Source organism: Acinetobacter chengduensis, from assembly GCF_003664645.1.
GTDB classification, from domain to species: Bacteria; Pseudomonadota; Gammaproteobacteria; order Pseudomonadales; family Moraxellaceae; genus Acinetobacter; species Acinetobacter chengduensis.
Genome location: NZ_RCHC01000013.1, coordinates 71,324 through 91,313 on the forward strand (window position 1 = coordinate 71,324; position 19,990 = coordinate 91,313).

Consider the following 19,990-nt stretch of genomic DNA (forward strand, 5'->3'; position numbering starts at 1 on the left):
AAAGTCATGGCTTGCATAGGGAGCGTGTAAGCTTTTGTGGGGGTGTCTATATTTTACGTTTATCTAGTTGTGTAGCGAGTAAATCACCTGTGGCTTGTACCAGCATAACCAAAATGACCAAGACCACAATGACTGCAAGCATAATTTGCATATCAAAGCGTTGGTAACCATAGCGGTAAGCAATATCACCCAAACCGCCTGCACCAATGGCACCAGCAATGGCAGAAGAGTTAATCATGGTTACAATTGTCACGGTAAATCCTGCGACAATGCCAGGAAGGGCTTCGGGTAAAAGCACATGCCAAATAATCTGTTTACGATTACAACCAATGGCTTGAGCCGCCTCAATTAAACCCTGATCAACTTCACGAAGGCTGACTTCTGCAATACGTGCAAAAAATGGTGTGGCCGCCAAAGTGAGCGGAACCACAGCAGCCCAAACGCCATAACTGGTACCCACAATCCAGCGAGTGAGAGGAATAAGCGCGACCATTAAAATTAAAAAAGGTACAGAGCGTGTCAGGTTCACAATCCAACCAAGGCTATGGTGAATGTGTTTGGCTGGATAAATGCCATGTTCAGATGTACTGACCAAAATAATTGCTAGAGGTAAGCCAATTAGAAGAGCAAAGAGGGCAGATGAGCCAACCATTAACAGCGTATCAATTGTACCTGTAATGAGTAAATCAATGAGCTGATTGTGCATAGCCGAGTACCTCCACTTGTGCAATATAAGGTGCAAGTTTGCTAGAAAGGGTTGCAAGATCAAATTCGGTCGAAGCAAAGGCTACAACCAATGAACCAATAAGATGCTGTTGAATACTATCCACATGACTTTGTATGAGATGTACGGGTGCATCAAATTGTTCAAAGATCAGTTTCAAGTCTGGTGACTGGCCAAGGGCAGAGGCATAACGCAGTTTTAAAATGCTCAAACGATGCTGGCTAGTTTTTTCCAAATCATAGGTCAGTGGTATATCCAGCTGTTCTAAGCTCAGAAGTTCTTCAGTGATCTTTTGTTGTGGCTTTGAAAATACCGACCACACTTGACCAGACTCTACAATTTCACCTTGATCAATGACTACAACTTGATCGCAAATTTCACGAATCACTTGCATTTCATGGGTAATTAGCACAATGGTAATGCCAAGTTTTTGATTAATTTCTTTTAATAAGCTTAATACCGCTGAAGTACTTTCAGGATCAAGCGCCGATGTGGCTTCATCACAAAGTAGAATTTCAGGGTGGTGAACCAGAGCACGTGCAATCCCCACACGTTGCTTTTGCCCGCCCGATAACTGAGACGGGTAATAGGTTGCTTTATCGCTTAGGCCGACCAATTGCAACACTTCTTTTACACGTTGATCGATATCTACTTTGGCAAAGCTAGATACTTTGAGTGGGAGTGCAACATTGTCATAAACAGTTTTGGCAGACATTAAATTGAAGTGCTGAAAAATCATGCCGATACGTTGACGCAGTTGAATTAACTGCGCATGTGAAAGCTCTGCAAGATTTTGTTGCTGTACATATATGCTACCGTCACTCAATTGCTCTAGGCCATTTAGGGTGCGAATGAGTGATGATTTTCCAGCGCCACTTTTTCCAATAATGCCAAAGATCGAGGCCTTGGGAATATCTAGGTTGATATTCTTAAGTGCATGCACTTGCTTGCCTTGGACAGCATAGTATTTATTTAAGTTGCGAATTTTAATGGCAGGGAGTGCAAATTCGCTATGTGTACCAAAACTCACCATAATTGACTCCTTATTTCCAGCCCGCAAACCACAGTTTTTCACCAACTTCAGCATTGATTGCGTGTTTCACTTGTGCTGAGTTTTGATAAATATGAATGAATTTTTTTAATTGTTCGGCTTTTTCTGGATGCTGTGTTTCATAATCATCACGTACTACAAATAAAATTGCATAGCGGTTGCTGGTGGTGTCATCAAAAGCCAGTGCATCATTTGGATCGAGCGTACCTGCAAGGCGTAAATAATGTGGGTAGCTAAAGACGAGGTCTGCTTCATCTACTGCGCGTGCAGTTTGTGGGCCTTCAACTTCAACAAATTTGAAGTTTTTAGGATTGCTAGAAATATCCTGCAAATTTGAAAGATGATTATTCGGATCTTTTAAGCTAATGAGTTTCACTTGTTGTAATAACAACAGCGCACGGCCTTGGTTAACAGGATCATTTGGAATCACTACTTGAGCGCCATTAGGCACATCTTGAAGGCTTTTGTATTTTTTAGAATACAGGCCAACATGTGTGGCAATACCATGTGCAATCGGCTTAATTTTATAAGCTGCTTCTTTTATGGCATTACTGAGGAAGGGCTGATGTTGAAAATAATTCGCGTCTATATCCCCATGATTTAAGGTAATGTTTGGGGTATTCCAATCTGAGAATTCGACCAAACGGACATTGATGCCGTCTTTTTTTGCTTCATCTACTGCAACTTGTAAAGGTTTGGCAAAAGGTGGACTAATCCCAATCACAATTTCATCTGTCGTTGTACTACGTTTTTGGTTCCAAATCACAAGGCCAATTACCAGCACTGCGACAATGACCCCAATTAAGCTGAGTTTAGTTTTTGTAGTTAATGCCATAATTTAATACTCTTATTTTCAATAGTTTTTTAATAGATGTAGACTGATTTTAATGTGTGCAACTTCGGCATGAGGTTGTCATTACTACGATGGATTTAAGCTAAGATACTTTCTTTTGCTACAGTCTAATCTGAAGTGGTTTTTGTGACTTGCGGTTGACATCGATACTGTTCAACAGGATGCGTGTGCGGGAGTAAATCGCCCTCTTGGAAAAGTTTGTGTCTTAAACTGCCTTGACGATATGCAGTTTTATAGCGCCCACGTTGTTGTAATTCGGGTATCACATAACGAATGAAATCATGATGTGACTCAGGTGCAACTGTACGTGTTAGGTTAAAACCATCAATGCCAGTCTCATCTAAATATTGAATTAATTGCGTGGCAACGCTGGCGCCACTACCGACAAATAAGGGATAACGTCCCCCGAGTTTTAATTGGGCCTTTAAATCATTTGGTGTGATTTTTTGTGATTTAAAGCGTTGGTTTACAGATGCAATGCTATTGGTTTTTTGATATGGAATGGCTTCATCATTCGAAAATTGACTTAAATCAATGCCAATTGAGCTTGAAAAATGAGCCAACCCAGCTTCTGGACTTGCATAACTTATATATTCGGCAAGCTTTTGTTGAGCGAGTTCATCGGTTTCAGCAGTAATCACACTAATACCCACCAATAGTTTAAGTTGATTTGGGTTGCGACCATGGCTTAGGGTTTGAGCTCGAATTTGCTCAACTTGCTGTTTTACTTTTAGGGGTTGGTCTGCACCAATAAACATCGCCTCTGCATGTTGATTTGCAAAACTTAAGCCACGCGCAGAAGCGCCAGCTTGAAATAAAACAGGTGTGCGTTGTACTGAAGGAGACACTTGAAATACACCTTGGCTACGATAAAACTGACCTTGGTGGTGTATTTCATGTACCTTGCTAGGCTGGGTAAATATACGTTGGGATTTGTCTTTTATTACAGCATCGTGTTCCCAAGAGCCTTCCCAAAATTTGTAGCAAAGACTTAAAAATTCCTCGGCTTGCTCATAACGTAGGTCATGGTCTTGTAGGCCTGCTTGACCAATTAAACGAGCGGCGCTATCGAGATAACCTGTCACAATGTTCCAGCCAATTCGTCCTTGGGTTAAATGGTCTAAACTGGCAAAACGACGGGCAAATTGATAGGGTGTTTCATAGCTTAAATTGACGGTCACGCCAAAGCCTAAATGTTGCGTCACGGCAGCCATTGCTGAAACCAAAGTACTTGGGTCATGGCTGGGCAACTGAATGGATTCTTTTAGGGTTAAATCAATATTGCCCTGATAGACGTCGTATACACCAGTAATATCAGCAATAAACAGCCCATCAAATAAGCCTTGTTCTAGTGTCTTGGCCAAATCTGTCCAATAGCTGAGTTCATTAAAACGGTGTGATTCATCGCGTGGATGTGTCCATAGGCCATGGTTGATATGACCTACACAATTCATGTCGAAGGCATTTAAAATAATTTCTTTATTCGGTATTTGTGTCATTACAGTGTCCCCCGTCGTGGTGGAAGTACACCGTTTAACAAATAGTTCGCAATGAAATAATATTTCCAGCGTGAGGCATCGTGTAGAGTGTGTACGCGTGCATTACGCCAAAAACGGTCGAGACCATCACTGCGTTGACTACCTCGGCTACCTGCAAGTTCAATTAGTTTAGACGATGCCTTGAGGGCAGTATCCGTACTATGTGCGCGAACCTTGGCAACATCTAGTGAAGCTTTGGCAATGTTTTCTACAGTTGGATGTGGTTTAGCCGCATCAATAGAATGTGCTGCTTGTTTAAGTAGCAGTTCACTAGCACGTACATCAGCAACAATACGGCCTAATTCAAATTTAGTGAGAGGATCTTCGGTTGCAGTATCTACACCTGAATCAATCCAAGGGCGGGCTTGGCGTACACGTAGTAAGGTTTCTTCAAAGGCTGCTCGTGCAATGCCAGTTTCAATCGCTGCATGCATAATTTGAGCAAAAGGTCCAACCAAAGTAGGCCGACTAAATGCATCATCAAATGCAATGACATCCTCAGCTTTGACCCTTACATGATTGAATTTAACCGTGCCACTGCCTGTTGTGCGCTGTCCAAAACCAGACCAATCATCAATCAATTCTAGCCCTTCGCTTTCACGGGGTATAAAAGCGAGAAATTCACGGCCTTCGGCATTTTTGACCAAGCTTGGAATGCGATGTGCAAACAAACTACCTGTGCAGTAAAATTTCTCACCATTGACTTCAAAGCCGTCGTTTGTAGTGCTAATGGTGCTGTATTTTTGTGTGGAATTTTTGGTTTTAAACTCGGCCAAGGCATTGCCAAAGCGGGCACCTTTGAGCACCTCTGCATAGAGTTTTTGTTTTTGTTGTACCGTACCTGTATTAAGGAGTACTTCAAGGGCATAAAAATGGTTTTGTGGAATTTGACCAATCGAACCATCTGCGCCACTGATGAGAGCAATAACACGGGCAACAGTATAACTTGATACTTCGGCACCGCCGTATTCTTTAGGTACGGTAATGGCCCATAGACCCGATTGACTATAGGTTTCAATTTCATCAAAGGGAAGTCGTCGATCCGCGTCTCGTTTAATTGCATTGTGCTGAAATTGCTCTGCTAATTGAGTGGCAATTTCAATCGCTTCTGCGTCTGAACGAATAATATGGGCAGGAGCTACATTCGCTACAGTATCAGATTGAAAAGAAACAAGGTTATGAAATGAGGTCATGTTGAGTCGTCCTTTAAATCCAAGCGTGGCGGGCAGGGTGTTTATTGTTGAGGTAATAATCCCCTAAGGCATGTAATTTCCAGCGAATCGGATCATGTAATGTATGCACGCGTGCATTACGCCAATGTTGATCAAATTGATGTGTACTTAGGCTTGAGCGACTACCACCTAATTCGAGTAGTTTTTCGGAGATATGTAGGGCAGCATCATTGGCATACACTTTGGCTTCTGCAACTAAAATCGACGCCTTGGCTGCTTGTTCTTCTGTAACACTGGTTAATTGATCCAGTTCATCTAGATATTCGGCTGCATCATCTAAAAGTAAAATAGCAGCATCTAATAGCACTGCCGACTTACCAACCTCTTGTAGTGTGAAATGTTCTTCGCTAGCTTTTGCAACTTGTGCATCAATTATTGGTCGAGCGCGTTTTACCGCGCTGATTGTGTCGGAGAAAGCAGCTTCAGCAATACCCACATCAATTGCAACTTGTAATAGCTGTGAATAAGCACCACGGTAACTCGGCTGTGTAGTGAGCTTACGTTCATCAAAAATTAAAAATGGATCAACGACAACTTGATTCAACTTGATCGTGCCACTTGAGGTAGTGCGCTGACCAAAACCATCCCAATTATCAATGATTTCTACACCTTCAGCTTTGGCTGGCAAAATGACCAGTACCACATAACCCTCGGGATGTATTGCCTTAATAGCTAACCAGTCGGCGAAGCTACTGCCTGTAGAATAAAATTTTTCGCCTTGCACGATGTAAAGACCATCTTCAATTTTTAATTGCGTATTGAGGGTTTTACTGTCTTTGGTATTCCGCTCTGGACCGCCATTGGCAAGTCTTTTACCTTGCAGAATTTGGTTAAAAATAAAGGTCTTCTGTTCTTCTGAACCCATAATATCCACCAAATTCAGTAAGCTGATTTGGTTTTGGGGAATTTGACCAACACTTGAATCCGCCTGATTCAAGATCCGAAATACATGCGCCAAAGTTTTATTTGAAATGAAGGCACCACCGTATTGCTTGGGTATTCGCATGGCGCCTAAGCCTTTTTGGCTAAAGAGTTCTATTTCAGCAAATGGAAGTTGACGCTTTTGATCACGAAGATTACGCCCCTCTAAAGCAAAGTCGGCGACGTGATAGGCCGCTGTAATGGCATCTTGGTCATTTTCAAGAACATGAACATTATCGGCAGTTAAACGAGACATAAGAGCACCTATATTTAATCCCCAAACGCTAACTGCTCTGCTTTCAATAATTAAATGTGAGTTTTAGATGACCTTATACAAAAATGTCCTATGAATTTATCTTGCTGAATTTTTTAATTTTACGTATATGATAAGTTATTGAAATATTTTATTTTTGATTGTTTTTTAGAAGTTTTTAATCAGCGGTATATATCGAATTTAGATATTCATGCGATAAAATCGTATAAAAATAAATAACTTTAGTGACAAAACATTCAGCAATTTGGAAAAAAAGTTCATTGTTTTTGAGTGAGGCAATGTCTAAAGTATCTGACTAAAATACTTGTCCGCATGGATTGGGTAAGACAATAATTCTTGGAGTATTTATGCGTACCTTATACCAGTTTCCTTTATCGCATTTTTGTGAAAAAGCACGCTGGCTACTCGACCACAAAGAGCTTGAGTATACTGCTCATAATTTGATGCCGGGTGTGCATCGTGCTTTTGCTCAGCTAAAAACAGGTCAAAATAAACTTCCTATTTTACGTGATGAGGAATGTTGGGTCGCAGATTCTACGCAAATAGCACTGTATTTAGATGAAAAGTACCCTGAACATGGCTTATTGAGAGCTGATCCACAATTACGCACACAAGCCTTAGATATCAATCTAATGTCCATTGAGTTAGGGCAACATGTACGTCGTTGGGGTTTATCACATGTGCTTAATGAAGGTGGTGAGTCACTGGATATTTTAATTGGTGAAAAGGGTTACCTACGTCAATTTGAAAAATATACCAAGCCAATTTTGAAAGCGATTATGTCCAAGGGCTATCAGCTTGATACAGACAAAGTGGCATCGTCAAAAGCGCAGATGCAACAACTGATTGAACAGCTGAATGAAAAGATTATTGAGCAGGGTGGGCGGTATTTTGTCGGTGATCGTATTGGTTTAGCAGATATTGCGGTATGTTCAATGCTTGCACCGATTCTAGAAGTTGCAGGAACACCTTGGGAAAAAGAATCTGAAAATTTATTATCGGATGAATTTAAAGAATATAAGATGTACTTGCAGGAATTACCATTAGGTCAATATGTACAGCGAATATATCAAACTGAACGCAATGCGCGAGTAGATTGGCGTGGTGTCTAAAGAGGTCACATAAGAGCTATATTTACTTTAATCATGAATGCTATAAAAACTAAACGCGTATTTGAATTGATTTGAACTGTTATAAGAAACGCACCTTCAGGTGCGTTTTTTTATAGTGCTTAGTATTGAACTTTGTGCCTAGGTAGATTAAACATAAGCAGTAGGAGTATTTAGATCTAGCACTGGTGCTGTCATTGGTAATGTGTTGATTAATTCAGGAATATTTCCTGTTAACAAGCCAGCAATTTTACCTACTGTTGCAGATAGTTCTGGTGAAATTGCGCTAAGGTCAATATGACCTAAACCACTTGCATTAGACAGAAGATCTGAAAGATTTGGTAGTGTGATAGTGGTTGAGCTGTTACTGTCGTGGATTTGATCTGTAGAGGGTTTGTTTAAGCTACCGAGTAGTTCGCCCAAGTCTGGAATGTGTACACCATCAAGCAGGTTGCTGAAATCGCCTTTTTGATCCAGTACAGCAATGACTGGTTTCAACGAGTCAATAATATTATTTAGATCAGTTGAAAGCGTTAACAATGATGGATTGCTTGTAAAGTCGATAATCGTTTTTACACTGCTGAGTAAGTTATATACGGTATTCACTGTTGTAACTTGATCGGTATCTAAACTGCCACTGTCTGCTAGTAGCTTGAGTAAAGGATTAATACCTTTAATCACACCTGAAATAGTTTCAGGAATATTGCCTTCGCTGGCATTGGTTAATGTGCTTACTAATGTTGTTACACTGCCAATCACTGAAGGTAATGCTTTTTGCAGAAGTGCCATGTCAATTTTAGAATTACTCGTATCTATGGATGCAAGCAATGGCATAAGTGCTTGGGTTGCACCCTTCGCAATATCGCCAAAATCGAGGTTGCCGGATGTTGTACTACCTGCAATTTGAATAATGGGTTGAGCAATCTCAAGTACTTTATTGAGTGTGCTAACAATTTGAGTGACATCCGTGTTGCTACTTGCACCTGCTAAAATTGCAAGTAGAGGTTTAACAGCCGTAATTGCAGAAGTGACGCTATCAGATACATTTCCTTGTTTGCTGAAGCTATTCATTAAAGTGGTGATGCTATTTACGACAGTAGGTAATGATTGTAAAAGCTGATTTTGATTTATAGATGATGAGCCATTTGTTGATTGAAGCAGAGGTTGTAGGGTCTGCATCAGCGTATTAATTGTATCTGTATTGAGCGTTGGTTTTGTAGAGCTAGTGCTTAAGCTGGTCATCAGGCTCATAAGCTTAGGTAAAGAGCTTGATAGGCTACTCAGGTCAATCGTTGTTGGTTTATTAGTAATTGAACTGATGATTGAACTAATCGGGTTAATGATGGTGCTGAGACTGTTTTGAATGTTACTGAGTTGAGAACTTGAGCTAAGAACCGGACTAATTTTAGTGCTGAGTAAACTAATTAATTTAATTGCCATTTTTATTCATTCCTTGTTATTTTTAATCTGCTTTACTTGTAGGGATTGGGATGGTTATAAAGCAAATCTTTTTTAAACTGATTTAATAAAAATGTAAAATATTGAAAAATCCAGCAAAAATAAAAACAGTGACTTGAGTCACAAAATATTGTTTGCATATTGTTTTAATTAACTGAAAACTAAGGAATATGTATTTAGTCGGATGACTTTTAAATTCTGACCAATGGTATACAAATGTATAGAATTTGATGTTTAAGGACATATTGTACGCTGAATTTATGCGTGTAAAGCATCACGAGATTTTTTGTAAAAATGATGTTTGGAAATAAAAAATTCTAAAAATATTGAAATAAGTGAAAAATAAATTGGCATTTCGAGTTTTCTTCTTTACATTAATTATTTATGTCACTTTTAAGTGATTGTTGTATCAAAACAAAATAAATGTATATAAAGCTGTAGTTGCAAGGGAGCAAGGCATGGAATTAGATCGCTTTGATAAGCAAATTTTAGAAATATTAACCAATGAAGATCTGAATCTGAATGAATTGTCTGAGCGTATTAATCTGTCAGTTAGCTCTGTACATCGCCGTATTAAGCACCTGATAGATCAAAATATTATTTCTGGGTTAAAGCGAGAACTTAATTATCAGAAATTAGGCTTTAGCTTACATGTTTTACTACAAGTGTCATTAAGCAAACATGACACAGATACCTTTGCGAAATTTTTAGAAGAGTTGGAAAGTATTCCAGAGGTGATTAATGCATTTTTAGTCACGGGGCAGTCTGCGGACTTTATTGTCGAAGTTGTAGCGAAAGACATGGAAAATTACAGTGATGTGCTGTTAAAACGTATTGGAAAAATCGAACATGTTGTTGCACTACATTCGAGCTTTGTGATTAAAGAATATAAAGTGTTTAATTGCACAGGTTTATTGAGCAAAGCCTAGGACTTATTTTTTATACTTAATAAAAAACGCGCCTGTAGCGCGTTTTTTAATGGAATGTATCTAGCTTTAAGCTTGATTAGTCATCAAGTTGAGCAAGAACTTCATCCGTAAATTCAACGTTTGTGTAAACGTTTTGTACATCGTCAAGGTCTTCAAACATATCGATCATTTTTACGATTTTCTTCGCTTGATCAACATCTGAAATTAGTGCCTTAGTTGAAGGGTTCATCACAACTTCAGCATTATCAGATTTTAAACCTGCAGCAGTTAAAGCATCTTGAACTTCACCAAATGTTTCTGGTGTTGTGATAACTAGAATTTCTTCTTCATCAACTTCAATATCTTCTGCACCAGCTTCTAAAGCCACGTCCATGATTTTATCTTCTAAAGTCACATCTTCAAAAGTAATCTCACCACGTTTAGTAAACATATAAGCAACAGAACCTGCTGTACCTAAGTTACCATCAGTTTTTGAGAAGCAGTGACGAACATCTGGAACAGTACGGTTTAAATTGTCTGTCATTGTTTCAACAATAACGGCAACACCACCCACGCCATAACCTTCGTAAGTCACTTCTTTTAAATCAGCATTTTCTTCACCGCCAACACCACGTGCAATTGCACGGTTAATTGTGTCACGTGTCATGTTTGCGACTAATGCTTTTTCGACTACTGCACGTAAACGTGGGTTAGAGGCAACATCACCACCACCTAAACGCGCTGCTGTAACAATTTCACGAATAAATTTTGTGAAAACTTTAGCGCGACTCGCATCTTGTTTTGCTTTACGGTGCTTTGTGTTAGCCCACTTGGAATGACCCGCCATGCGAAATATGCTCCTTGTAGATTGGCCTTATGCCTATCAAATTGTGCAAATTCTACCATAAGCACTTTTTTCTGATAAAGGGCTTAGCTTAGAGTTTTTAAACAATCAAAAATTAGTTTTTAGATTCTGGGATAATAATATCCAATCCAGTATTTTCTTTGTAAAGCTTTTTGAGTAAAGCCAAGTCATGGTCGAGCTCTGTTGGATAGATTTTTCCAAAAATTCCGCCTTGTTTGGTTTTAGAGTTGGCATACATTAATACAATAGGTACACCAGCAGCTTTAGCGATATGCCAAAATCCAGTGCGAATCGGTTTGCGTGCTTCATCGCGTTTAGCTCGAGTGGCTTCTGGTGCAATAACCAAATTAAATTCTGCGTTGTTAGCAAAATGCTCGGACATTTGAGAAACAATATCTTTATTGGCTTTACGGTCGACAGGAATGCCTCCGATTGCGTTTAATAGTGGCTTAAAAGGGCCTTTGAAGAGTTCTTTTTTTATTAGAGTATGAATCTTAATGTCGTAAATGTTGAAAAGAGCTAGTGATAGAACAGCATCCATCATTGAAGTGTGTTCAAATCCAACAATGACTTGTTTTTTTTCAAGCACATTAGGTTCAACATGATAAGTCCAGCCTACAAGTTTGAATGCAGACTCGCCAATAAATTTATTCAGCATGGGGGTAGTAGGAAGGGGTTGCAATAAAGTGCTTAATTTCTTCTTGTTTGAATAAACAGTCAAGAGCAAAACTGTGCTGTAGACAATAATTTATGCATGTTTTTATTGGTTCTTTAGTTTATTTATTTAGAGTAAAAATCACTAAGTCTATAAAATTTTATTTATAAAAAATATCAAGTGATATAAAAAAAATATTAAAATGAGTGATTTTACACTTTTTATTCAGCAAAATTCTTATTAGACTTTTGTCTTAGGTATCGAGCATGCCTAATATAGATTTTATGTTTAGATTTCTTTTGGAGACTAAAGAAAAATGACTTTAATGAGCGTTTTGATCTTTGTTACAGCATTATTTATGTTGGTTGCTGTATGGTCTTTAATCGAAATTCAGATTGAGTCTAAAAAAAAGGAAGTGATTGAGTCTTAAATGTTCAAATTAAGGGAATGTTTTTTAATTTTATAAACCTATTTATTTTATTTATAATTAATTTAAATATTTCTTATGATATGTTTTGTTAGACTTAAAAAATATTATTTTAATAAATTTAAGTTCTAATTTCAGTAATAAAGATTAGAGATTACATGATGTGAATTTCTTAATAGTTATTTTGATGCTTGGTAAATGTACAACAAATACGAAAAATACTTGTTTTTTGAAACAATGTTAGATAGTATTCTTTTCGCCTAAACTTGTTGAAATATAACGGTTTCGGTCTATATAGGGCCTATAGCTCAGTTGGTTAGAGCAGCGGACTCATAATCCGTTGGTCCACAGTTCAAGTCTGTGTGGGCCCACCATATAAAGCAACCACTTACGTGCATTAATCGTAAGTGGTTTTTTTGTTTTTGCATTCTAGTAAGCAAATGGTAAGTAGCTGTAAGTTTTTGGCTTTTTTTGCACTAATTTGTATTTTATTCTGCACTTAACTGCAAGTGAACTCTAACATTTGCTTCTGCAAACTTTCTAAAGCATCTTGTACCGAATAAACTTCCGCTTTAATCATCACAGCATTCGATAGATTAACATCGAGCGACGGTGTTTGAATGATATCTGAAGTATTAATATAAAGTTGCGTCACAACAATATCTTCCTTCGTAACGATCAACTGCCAAGCACCATTTAATGTTGAACGTTTATATACTTTCACCACGTAAGATACATCGGTTTCTAACGATTGGCTTGCCGAGAGCTTCTTTCATTTGATAAAGCGAGAGTGTATTAAGAAGAGAATTTATGTATCGAGATCAGATGCTAGAGCAGATATATTTGAATATATTGAAATGTTTTATAACTCAAAATGAAGACAAGGTTCCAATGGGTAATATTCTCCATTAAATTATGAAAAAGCCCATCAAAAAGATGGGTATATGTGTCTAGAATTTTGGTGGCTATTCAGACCAATAAAAAACAATCTTAGTCAAAAATAAATTTCAAGAATTGGTTTACATTCTCCTTAGGTCATTCGTCTATATCAGTAAGGAAAGGTTTTATGACCTGTAGATGGCTTTGAAGGAACTAATTTAGGGTTTTCTCAATAGTAAATTGAATAAAAGACGATGAAGTCAATTTTGATTGCTTGGAGAAGGCTCGATGCTTAAAGATGAGTGTTTCTATATTATTTCGTGTTCAAAAAAATAGATCAAAATTTTTAACATTCTCTATTGTAGGGGGAATGCATTTACTTTGCCTATATTTAATCTGGCATTTAGAGATGAGTGAACGATCAACTACGCCATCGGCAGTGAATGCAATTCAAGTTAAATTTGTGAGTTTAGAAAAAAGTTTAAACACTCATTTGACTCAAACAAAGAAGACATTAAACGTTGAGAATGAGCAAATTCAGCCTCAAAAAACTGAAGTATATGAAAAAGCTAAACATGAGATTATTAACACTTCGACATCTGAAAAGAAGTCTGTCAGTGCTAAGCATCAGGAAAAAGTTGGCGAAAAGAAAAGTACCGTGAATTCAAACAGTACTCCTAGTCATCAATTGCAACAAGATTTTCACAAGCCTCAACAGCAGAACGATGCTTTAAGTGGGCAGGTTTCATCAAATTCTGATGCGGGTATACAGGCTAAAAGTTCAGAAACATTAGTAAAGGGGCTTGGGGAAGATGCTCGCCAACAAAATCATATTGAGGCTTCCACAAATAAAATGCCAATACCTGTGAGTCGCGTAGATGTATTGAGTTTAGGGAAATTTAACTACGACGATCGAGAACTTAACAATCAACAGAGAATGCTTGTTTTAACTATACAGATTAATGCTCAAGGGCAGGCGATAAACATCAATATCAAGCAGAGTTCAGGTGTAAGTAGTTTGGATGAACGAGCGATCAAAGCGATGCAAAAAACCAAATTTAAACCACATAAAATCAACGGCGAAGCTGTAAGTGTAATAGTGGATTTTCCTATTCAACTCAAAATGAGTCGTAATCGTTAAATACTGATTCACATTTTTAAAAGAGGAACAAATAAATGAATACATCAACAGACAAAGTAATTCTAGAGAATTTAATGGCTCGTCTTAAGCAAGAAACCTCAAGCGAACATGATCGTATGGAGGTACTTATGCAACAAGCAGGTGTCTTTGAATCTAAAGAAAATTATGCACAATTTACCCTGTCGCAATATTATTTTCAAAAAGATGTGGAACATTTATATCTAGATCCGAAAGTCCAACAGCTTATTCCTGATTTGGATGTGCGAGGTCGATCTGAGGCGGCGCTTCAAGATTTAAAAGATTTAAACGTTGAGCCACAACAGCAGCTAATCGCTACTGAAATGATTAAATTTCCAGAATCCCTAGGATGGATCTATGTTTCTGAAGGGTCAACATTAGGAGCCGCATTTCTATTTAAAGAAGCGCAGGCTAAATTTGGTTTTAATGTAGAATTTGCAGCACGAAATTTAGCAGCTTATCCAGAAGGGCGTGCAGTAGTTTGGAAGCGTTTTAAGCAAACGTTGGATGAAGCTAATTTTACAGAACAAGAAAAAAATGAGGTTATCAAAGGTGCCTTAAATGGTTTTAATCGTTTCGGAACATTATTAGAAGATCTGAAAAATCTTAAATAAAAGATATTTAAGGAATTCAATATGAAAAAATCTGAGACAGAACAACAGCTAAATTCAACAATGAGCTTGCAACAGCCAAAATTGGCAAAATCATGGCTGATACGTTGCATTTGTATTGTTTTGGCTTGGTTGTGTTTAGGAATAGGGAGCCTGGGCATTATTGTTCCAGGTTTACCTACTTTCGATTTTTATTTTTTGGCCGCGATTTTTGCAGCGAAGGGCTCAGCTAAATTACACCATTGGATTGTCAGTAATCGATTCATTGCACCTATTTTGCAACATTGGCAACATCATCGAAAATTACAAATGAGGGTTAAGATTTTATCGCTACTGAGTATGAGTTTCGCTGCTATCTTAATGATAATGACCATTCCTCATCCTTGGGCTGTAGGTATCGTTATTATGATAATGGTCTGTGTACAGTGTTGGATTTGGTTTCGTAGCTAAGTTGATATTATGAAGATCATATTGAATGTCTTCATGATGATGCTCTTGAGTTGAACATATTTATGCAAAAGCCAAGTGCAGTATCACTTCAACGTGTGCTACATCATGCCGATGGATGCAGTGAATTTCGAATGGTGATGTTGATCTTTGTAAAATGTATAAATCGATCAAAATGATTGATTTAAGTTTTATTGTGGAAAATAGCATTGTAAAAAAATTAAGCTCAAACGATAATGAGTATCATTTTTATTTGAGTGTACAGTATGACTACTTCTGCAAATTCAGCTAATAGGCATCTTGTTCAGTATTATGACGAATTAGTCGATTATATCGGTTTAAAAATAGGCAATAGGCAACTTGCTAAGGATGTGGTTCAAGAGACTTATTTACGTATTTTTCAGCGGCCAAATCAATTTGATGATTTAGTACATCCTATCGCATTTTTAAAAAAAGTCAGCCTGCATATTGCATTTGATATTCTAAAAAAGCACAAAACTTATGATAAATATTTTGAATCTTTGGATATAGAAGACCATGTTTTTTATGAAATTGATCATGAATCGACATATCTCTCTATTCCTGAGCTTAGCGTGGCGAGAGAGCAATATGCACAGTTGATTCTCACTAGAATTTCAAGCTTACCACCAGCCTGCCAAGATGTTTTTTTACTCATTCAATTCTATGGCATGACACAGGTTGAGGTTGCGGAACAAATTGCTATTTCAAGAACGATGGTCATCAAACACTTTACACGTGCATTACAACAATTTGCAGATCTATTTGATTCTGAGTATGACTGAGATGAAACCAATCAATAAAAAATCAAAGGATAATCCTGATTTTAAAGCACTTCAAAACAAGCTTTCAGATTTTGAGGATGACGTCTTACCTTACTTACCTTCAAAAGAAGAAATACTGTTGAGAGCAAGACAACGGCAGTCTAAGAAAAAAATATTAAATCATTTCATACTCTCTGTAGTTGGTTTTTGCATGGCTATTTATTGGCTAAATCCGAGCTATCAAACTTTAGAATTTCAAACTCGAAAAGGTGAGCAAAAGCCGATCTATTTGGCTGATGGATCATCAATACATCTCAATACTGATACAAAGATTCAAGTTGATTAGCGCTTACGAAGTCGAGAAATTTTATTACATGAGGGTGAAGCCAGTTTTACTGTGTCTCATTATAAAAATCGTTTTTTAAGACCATTTGAAAGAACCTTTAAAGTGTCCGCTGGACAACTAGAAGTGATTGATATTGGAACGATCTTCAATGTTAAAAAAGATAATGATACTGATGCAACAGTAGCTGTAGAACAAGGAGAAGTCGCTGTAAAAATTAAAGGTACGGAAAATCCATTCATTCATTTAAGACAGGGGCAACGCTTAAGTAATTATGCTGACCATTTAGATGAGCTTAGAAAGGCAGATCTTTATGAGGTGAAAGCATGGCAGTCAGGTTACATCGTATTTAATCAAAAATCACTGATACACGTAATTGAAGACTTGCAACGCTATACAAATTTTGAAGTTGATATTAAAGATCCAGATCTGCAAAAGATTCAGATTACAGGTAAGGTCAATCCGAATAACTATAAAAAATTTATGCAAACCTTACCTTATATGATGAGTGTACAGGTATATGAAAATTCAGAAAATAAATGGGTCATAAAAAAATAATGAGATGAGAAGGTTTACATTTCAGCCAGCTCAAACGTCTTTGTAAATAAGAATCATTTTTATTTGTGGGGCGGTATTATGAATTTAAAAAATCAAAAAAAGCAGAAATCGAGCACACCAAGATTTAAGCAAAAAACGTTGAGTCTTGTTGTTGCTACGATGATTTACTCAATGCCTTTGCATGCTAAGAATGTCACTTTGGATTTACCAAGTCAGTCTTTACAACAGTCTATTCAACAGTTAGCGCAAAAAAGTGGTATTGAAATTGTTGCTACTACAGCGAAACTTCAAAGCAAGACTGCACCAAGAATTAAAGGTGATATGTCAGTTGATCAAGCATTAGAAGCATTACTGAGGGGCTCAGGGCTTGCAGTGAAGAAACAAGCGGATGTATATGTCATTGTTGAAAAAACAAGTGCAACGCCTTTAGTATCTGCGTCATCAACTCAGTCCTCCATAGCTCAAGATGTATTAGCGGGACAGGCAACTGTTGAAATGGAACAAATCACGGTTTATGGGAATAAAGATCGTGATACTCAAGGCTATAATGATGTTTATGATAAAAACCGCTCATCAGTCTATGCGGGAAAAGAATATGTAGAACGCTTTAAAGGAACCAATCCGGCGGATGTGGTCAAAGGCATGGTGGGTGTTTACAGTGGTGATGCCCGCAACAGTGGTGCGCTTGATCCGAGTGTGCGCGGTGTTCAGGGGGTGGGACGGGTACCATTAACCATTGATGGAACAGAGCAGTCTATTGCAGTTTGGCGTGGATATAATGGTGTCAATAACCGAAACTATATCGATCCTAATTTGATTGGCGGGATTGAAGTAATTAAAGGGCCCTCACTGGAACGCGGTGCAACAACTTCCGTCGGTGGTGGGGTGTTGGTCAAGACACTTGAAGCAGATGATATTGTGCGTTCAGGTAAGACATTTGGCGCTGAGATTAAGTTAGAAGGTTCAAATAATTCGGTTAAACCGAGCTTACCGACATTGCAGTATGTAGGCCAGAACTATAATGATATACCGGCTTGGACAAATATAGGCGGGGCGCTATATGATCCTGATATTTATAAACAAACGAAAACAAAAAGTGATAATAAGCTTTTCTCTGGCAATGATGTTGCTGGGCGCATAGCGCTGGCAGCTAAGCAGGAAAAATTTGACCTTTTAGCGGTATATGCAGAACGCGAACGCGGCAATTATTTTTCTGGCACCCATAATAGCGGTTTTTATAGTAAAGCAGAGCCAACAGGGGGGCTGGACTATATTCCATATTTTGCGCATGTCTATGTTCCCGGTGGAGAGGTCACCAATACTTCCAGCCACATGACATCCTGGCTATTAAAAGGAGCATACCGCCCGACAGACGATCAAAGTGTGAAATTAACCTATCGTCAGACTAAAAATGAATATGGTGAAATTTTGCCATCAAGGATTCAATGGTTTGTAACACCGGAAACAGGTGTGCCGCAATGGCCTTTAAGCGTGGTGGATTCAAAAGCCTACAGTCTTGATTATAAATATAATCCTGAGGATAACCGCTGGGTTGATTTTGCTGCCAGTCTTTGGCAAACCGATACCGAAAGCAATACGTATACCCGTGGAGGTTGGCCAACTGTTGTCATACCTGAAACCAATATTATTGCCAATACAGCGGTGGCGCACTCGGACAATACTCGAAAGGGGGTGAATCTGAGTAATAAAATAAATCTGCTGAATAATCTGGATTTGAGTTTGGGTGCCAGTTTACTGCAGGAAAAGCTAAGCTCAGATGACATTTATAAGGAGCACGGTGTCAACGTTGTCAGTTTTCAAGCACTGCCTCGTGCAGGACGCAGAGAGGAAAAGAATTTTGACTTTAACTTTAATTATAGACCGACAGACTGGCTGACTTTTGAAGTTGGAATGCGTTATAGGAATTACTGGGCATTTGATGACTTTCTGAATAATAATTTAGGCTCAGCGAATTTGTCAGATCAACTCAAGTACAAAACTCAGCTGTTGGGTTATACCTATGATTATTACACAATGCCTGAAGTGCGAAGTTCATTTAATCAACTGCAATTGCAAATATTTGGAAATGCCTATAAAAAAGCCAATCCAGACTGGGATGGTGATTATACCTCAGTACCAGCAAGCTCTTCGGCGTTATATAACGCAATTTGGAGTCAAAAAAATACATTGAACTGGTCTGCCGATGAAAATGGGAAAATGCATTGGGATGATAATGTTGTTAATAGCAGTAATTTAGGCGTACAAGGCAAAGATTATATTACTTTGAGTAATCCTTGGCATTCTTCAAAGCAGGGAGTTCCGATAACAGAAGTCACTAAAACAAAAGATAGCGCTTGGGCGCCGCAATTGAGTGTGGCGATCCGTTTAAATGACCAAAATCGTATTTATCTGCGTTATGCAGAAGAATATCGGATGCCTAGTTTATTTGAAAGTACGGTTGGATTTTCTGCAAATTTACCTTATGCGGGTTTAAAGCCAGAGCATACCTTTAGTTCAGAAGTTGGTTATATTTATGATGCCAGGAAATTATTTAAAACTGCGCGCTATGCAGATATTAAGCTCGCTTATTTTCACCATAAAACTGAAAACGTAATTGAACGTAATAGTAACTTAATGTTTACCAATATGGAGAAGCAAACTTTATCGGGGTTGGAATTGCAAAGCCGCTTTGACAACGGACGTTTCTTTACAGATTTAAGTCTAGCCTATAATTTAAAAAATGAAGTGTGTGATGAAGATAGTGCTGTTCAGAAATATACTTCGCCTGGATCTCAAGTTTATAAAAAGTGTGTGGATGATGGTTTTCCTAATGGCTATTTAGTTACGATGGCAACGCCAGAGATCAGTTTTAATGGACTGTTTGGTGTGCGTCTTTTGGATGAGCAATTAGAGCTGGGTGCACGGGCAACCTATTATAAAGGTTATGAAAGCTATTTAAGAAAAAATGGCGATCTTGATGTAAACGCTGGCTATTACTTAAATGTACCTTTGGCTTGGGATGATACTTGGTTGTTCGATGCTTATGCCAATTACAGAATTAATGAACAGGCCACAGTTGAATTGGTCGGTACTAATATCACTAATCAATATTATATTGACCCATTGACGCGTAGTGCTATGGCTGCACCAGGTAGGACACTTAAAATGGGGATAACCTATAAATTTTAAATAAGAT

19 protein-coding genes, 1 tRNA gene and 1 pseudogene are annotated in these 19,990 nt (G+C 38.1%); 11 read left to right on the forward strand and 10 right to left on the reverse strand.

All coding sequences use genetic code 11. From position 1 onward, the window contains the following. Positions 1-46 precede the first annotated feature (46 nt). The 6 genes from D9K81_RS12240 to D9K81_RS12265 form a co-directional block, all read right to left on the reverse strand. Positions 47-706, reverse strand: coding sequence for a methionine ABC transporter permease (locus D9K81_RS12240; protein WP_120375024.1), 660 nt, complete (start codon positions 704-706; stop codon positions 47-49). After that, a complete protein-coding gene (locus tag D9K81_RS12245) occupies positions 687-1,757 on the reverse strand; it encodes a methionine ABC transporter ATP-binding protein (RefSeq protein WP_120375025.1) in 1,071 nt (356 codons plus the stop codon). The genes D9K81_RS12240 and D9K81_RS12245 overlap by 20 nt, the downstream gene beginning before the upstream one ends. Before the next feature lie 10 nt (positions 1,758-1,767). After that, on the reverse strand, positions 1,768-2,610 hold the full coding sequence (locus D9K81_RS12250) for a MetQ/NlpA family ABC transporter substrate-binding protein (protein WP_120375026.1): 843 nt from the start codon (positions 2,608-2,610) through the stop codon (positions 1,768-1,770). A 125-nt stretch (positions 2,611-2,735) separates the two neighbouring features. Then, positions 2,736-4,127 (reverse strand): LLM class flavin-dependent oxidoreductase, encoded by a 1,392-nt coding sequence (locus D9K81_RS12255; protein ID WP_120375027.1) that lies wholly within the window; start codon positions 4,125-4,127, stop codon positions 2,736-2,738. Continuing rightward, positions 4,127-5,359, reverse strand: a complete 1,233-nt coding sequence (locus D9K81_RS12260; protein ID WP_120375028.1) for an SfnB family sulfur acquisition oxidoreductase — start codon at positions 5,357-5,359, stop codon at positions 4,127-4,129. Before D9K81_RS12260 ends, D9K81_RS12255 begins: the two co-directional genes overlap by 1 nt. Positions 5,360-5,372: 13 nt before the next feature. Next, positions 5,373-6,575 carry an SfnB family sulfur acquisition oxidoreductase gene (locus tag D9K81_RS12265; protein ID WP_120375029.1) on the reverse strand — a complete coding sequence of 401 codons (1,203 nt, stop codon included), beginning with the start codon at positions 6,573-6,575 and terminating at the stop codon, positions 5,373-5,375. A gap of 365 nt (positions 6,576-6,940) precedes the next feature. Between D9K81_RS12265 and D9K81_RS12270 the strand changes: the two genes are divergently transcribed. Continuing rightward, positions 6,941-7,705: a glutathione S-transferase family protein gene (locus D9K81_RS12270; RefSeq protein ID WP_120375030.1), complete on the forward strand. Its 765-nt coding sequence runs from the start codon at positions 6,941-6,943 to the stop codon at positions 7,703-7,705. Positions 7,706-7,852: 147 nt separating this feature from the next. Here D9K81_RS12270 and D9K81_RS12275 read toward each other — a convergent pair whose 3' ends face one another. After that, complete coding sequence (locus D9K81_RS12275) at positions 7,853-9,142, reverse strand: hypothetical protein (RefSeq protein ID WP_120375031.1); 1,290 nt, start codon at positions 9,140-9,142, stop codon at positions 7,853-7,855. Between the two features lie 476 nt (positions 9,143-9,618). Here D9K81_RS12275 and D9K81_RS12280 point away from each other — a divergent pair, with 476 nt between their 5' ends. Next, positions 9,619-10,089 carry an Lrp/AsnC family transcriptional regulator gene (locus D9K81_RS12280; RefSeq protein WP_120375032.1) on the forward strand — a complete coding sequence of 157 codons (471 nt, stop codon included), beginning with the start codon at positions 9,619-9,621 and terminating at the stop codon, positions 10,087-10,089. A 76-nt stretch (positions 10,090-10,165) separates the two neighbouring features. Here D9K81_RS12280 and D9K81_RS12285 read toward each other — a convergent pair whose 3' ends face one another. Both D9K81_RS12285 and D9K81_RS12290 read right to left on the reverse strand, forming a co-directional pair. Then, entirely contained in the window at positions 10,166-10,915 is a 750-nt protein-coding gene (locus D9K81_RS12285; protein WP_120375033.1) for a YebC/PmpR family DNA-binding transcriptional regulator, read from the reverse strand. A 112-nt stretch (positions 10,916-11,027) separates the two neighbouring features. Continuing rightward, a complete protein-coding gene (locus D9K81_RS12290; RefSeq protein WP_120375034.1) occupies positions 11,028-11,591 on the reverse strand; it encodes a 1-acyl-sn-glycerol-3-phosphate acyltransferase in 564 nt (187 codons plus the stop codon). A 721-nt stretch (positions 11,592-12,312) separates the two neighbouring features. On the opposite strand from D9K81_RS12290, the gene D9K81_RS12295 reads away from it, so the two are divergent. Continuing rightward, positions 12,313-12,389, forward strand: a tRNA-Ile gene (locus D9K81_RS12295). Between the two features lie 125 nt (positions 12,390-12,514). Here D9K81_RS12295 and D9K81_RS12300 read toward each other — a convergent pair. Beyond that, positions 12,515-12,742 carry a hypothetical protein gene (locus D9K81_RS12300; protein ID WP_120375035.1) on the reverse strand — a complete coding sequence of 76 codons (228 nt, stop codon included), beginning with the start codon at positions 12,740-12,742 and terminating at the stop codon, positions 12,515-12,517. A 28-nt stretch (positions 12,743-12,770) separates the two neighbouring features. Here D9K81_RS12300 and D9K81_RS12305 point away from each other — a divergent pair. The 8 genes and pseudogenes from D9K81_RS12305 to D9K81_RS12340 all read left to right on the forward strand — a co-directional run. Continuing rightward, positions 12,771-12,914: pseudogene (locus tag D9K81_RS12305) on the forward strand (IS3 family transposase); the annotation flags it as partial. Between the two features lie 278 nt (positions 12,915-13,192). After that, positions 13,193-14,035, forward strand: a complete 843-nt coding sequence (locus D9K81_RS12310; RefSeq protein WP_120375037.1) for an energy transducer TonB — start codon at positions 13,193-13,195, stop codon at positions 14,033-14,035. Between the two features lie 35 nt (positions 14,036-14,070). After that, positions 14,071-14,667, forward strand: a complete 597-nt coding sequence (locus D9K81_RS12315) for a biliverdin-producing heme oxygenase (RefSeq protein WP_120375038.1) — start codon at positions 14,071-14,073, stop codon at positions 14,665-14,667. Positions 14,668-14,688: 21 nt separating this feature from the next. Further along, a complete protein-coding gene (locus D9K81_RS12320; RefSeq protein ID WP_120375039.1) occupies positions 14,689-15,114 on the forward strand; it encodes a YbaN family protein in 426 nt (141 codons plus the stop codon). Between the two features lie 263 nt (positions 15,115-15,377). Beyond that, positions 15,378-15,914 (forward strand): RNA polymerase sigma factor, encoded by a 537-nt coding sequence (locus tag D9K81_RS12325; RefSeq protein WP_120375040.1) that lies wholly within the window; start codon positions 15,378-15,380, stop codon positions 15,912-15,914. Then, positions 15,907-16,239 carry a FecR family protein gene (locus tag D9K81_RS12330; RefSeq protein ID WP_120375041.1) on the forward strand — a complete coding sequence of 111 codons (333 nt, stop codon included), beginning with the start codon at positions 15,907-15,909 and terminating at the stop codon, positions 16,237-16,239. Before D9K81_RS12325 ends, D9K81_RS12330 begins: the two co-directional genes overlap by 8 nt. Before the next feature lie 18 nt (positions 16,240-16,257). Next, on the forward strand, positions 16,258-16,794 hold the full coding sequence (locus D9K81_RS12335) for a FecR family protein (RefSeq protein WP_120375042.1): 537 nt from the start codon (positions 16,258-16,260) through the stop codon (positions 16,792-16,794). Positions 16,795-16,872: 78 nt separating this feature from the next. Beyond that, positions 16,873-19,983: a TonB-dependent receptor gene (locus D9K81_RS12340; RefSeq protein WP_120375043.1), complete on the forward strand. Its 3,111-nt coding sequence runs from the start codon at positions 16,873-16,875 to the stop codon at positions 19,981-19,983. Positions 19,984-19,990: the final 7 nt, after the last annotated feature.

What these genes read in the sequence shown, in the direction of transcription:
- D9K81_RS12240 (WP_120375024.1), bottom strand. Translation starts at nt 706, where the DNA reads ATGCACAATCAGCTCATTGATTTACTCATTACAGGTACAATTGATACG.
- D9K81_RS12245 (WP_120375025.1), bottom strand. Translation starts at nt 1,757, where the DNA reads ATGGTGAGTTTTGGTACACATAGCGAATTTGCACTCCCTGCCATTAAA.
- D9K81_RS12250 (WP_120375026.1), bottom strand. Translation starts at nt 2,610, where the DNA reads ATGGCATTAACTACAAAAACTAAACTCAGCTTAATTGGGGTCATTGTC.
- D9K81_RS12255 (WP_120375027.1), bottom strand. Translation starts at nt 4,127, where the DNA reads ATGACACAAATACCGAATAAAGAAATTATTTTAAATGCCTTCGACATG.
- D9K81_RS12260 (WP_120375028.1), bottom strand. Translation starts at nt 5,359, where the DNA reads ATGACCTCATTTCATAACCTTGTTTCTTTTCAATCTGATACTGTAGCG.
- D9K81_RS12265 (WP_120375029.1), bottom strand. Translation starts at nt 6,575, where the DNA reads ATGTCTCGTTTAACTGCCGATAATGTTCATGTTCTTGAAAATGACCAA.
- D9K81_RS12270 (WP_120375030.1), top strand. Translation starts at nt 6,941, where the DNA reads ATGCGTACCTTATACCAGTTTCCTTTATCGCATTTTTGTGAAAAAGCA.
- D9K81_RS12275 (WP_120375031.1), bottom strand. Translation starts at nt 9,142, where the DNA reads ATGGCAATTAAATTAATTAGTTTACTCAGCACTAAAATTAGTCCGGTT.
- D9K81_RS12280 (WP_120375032.1), top strand. Translation starts at nt 9,619, where the DNA reads ATGGAATTAGATCGCTTTGATAAGCAAATTTTAGAAATATTAACCAAT.
- D9K81_RS12285 (WP_120375033.1), bottom strand. Translation starts at nt 10,915, where the DNA reads ATGGCGGGTCATTCCAAGTGGGCTAACACAAAGCACCGTAAAGCAAAA.
- D9K81_RS12290 (WP_120375034.1), bottom strand. Translation starts at nt 11,591, where the DNA reads ATGCTGAATAAATTTATTGGCGAGTCTGCATTCAAACTTGTAGGCTGG.
- D9K81_RS12310 (WP_120375037.1), top strand. Translation starts at nt 13,193, where the DNA reads ATGAGTGTTTCTATATTATTTCGTGTTCAAAAAAATAGATCAAAATTT.
- D9K81_RS12315 (WP_120375038.1), top strand. Translation starts at nt 14,071, where the DNA reads ATGAATACATCAACAGACAAAGTAATTCTAGAGAATTTAATGGCTCGT.
- D9K81_RS12320 (WP_120375039.1), top strand. Translation starts at nt 14,689, where the DNA reads ATGAAAAAATCTGAGACAGAACAACAGCTAAATTCAACAATGAGCTTG.
- D9K81_RS12325 (WP_120375040.1), top strand. Translation starts at nt 15,378, where the DNA reads ATGACTACTTCTGCAAATTCAGCTAATAGGCATCTTGTTCAGTATTAT.
- D9K81_RS12330 (WP_120375041.1), top strand. Translation starts at nt 15,907, where the DNA reads ATGACTGAGATGAAACCAATCAATAAAAAATCAAAGGATAATCCTGAT.
- D9K81_RS12340 (WP_120375043.1), top strand. Translation starts at nt 16,873, where the DNA reads ATGAATTTAAAAAATCAAAAAAAGCAGAAATCGAGCACACCAAGATTT.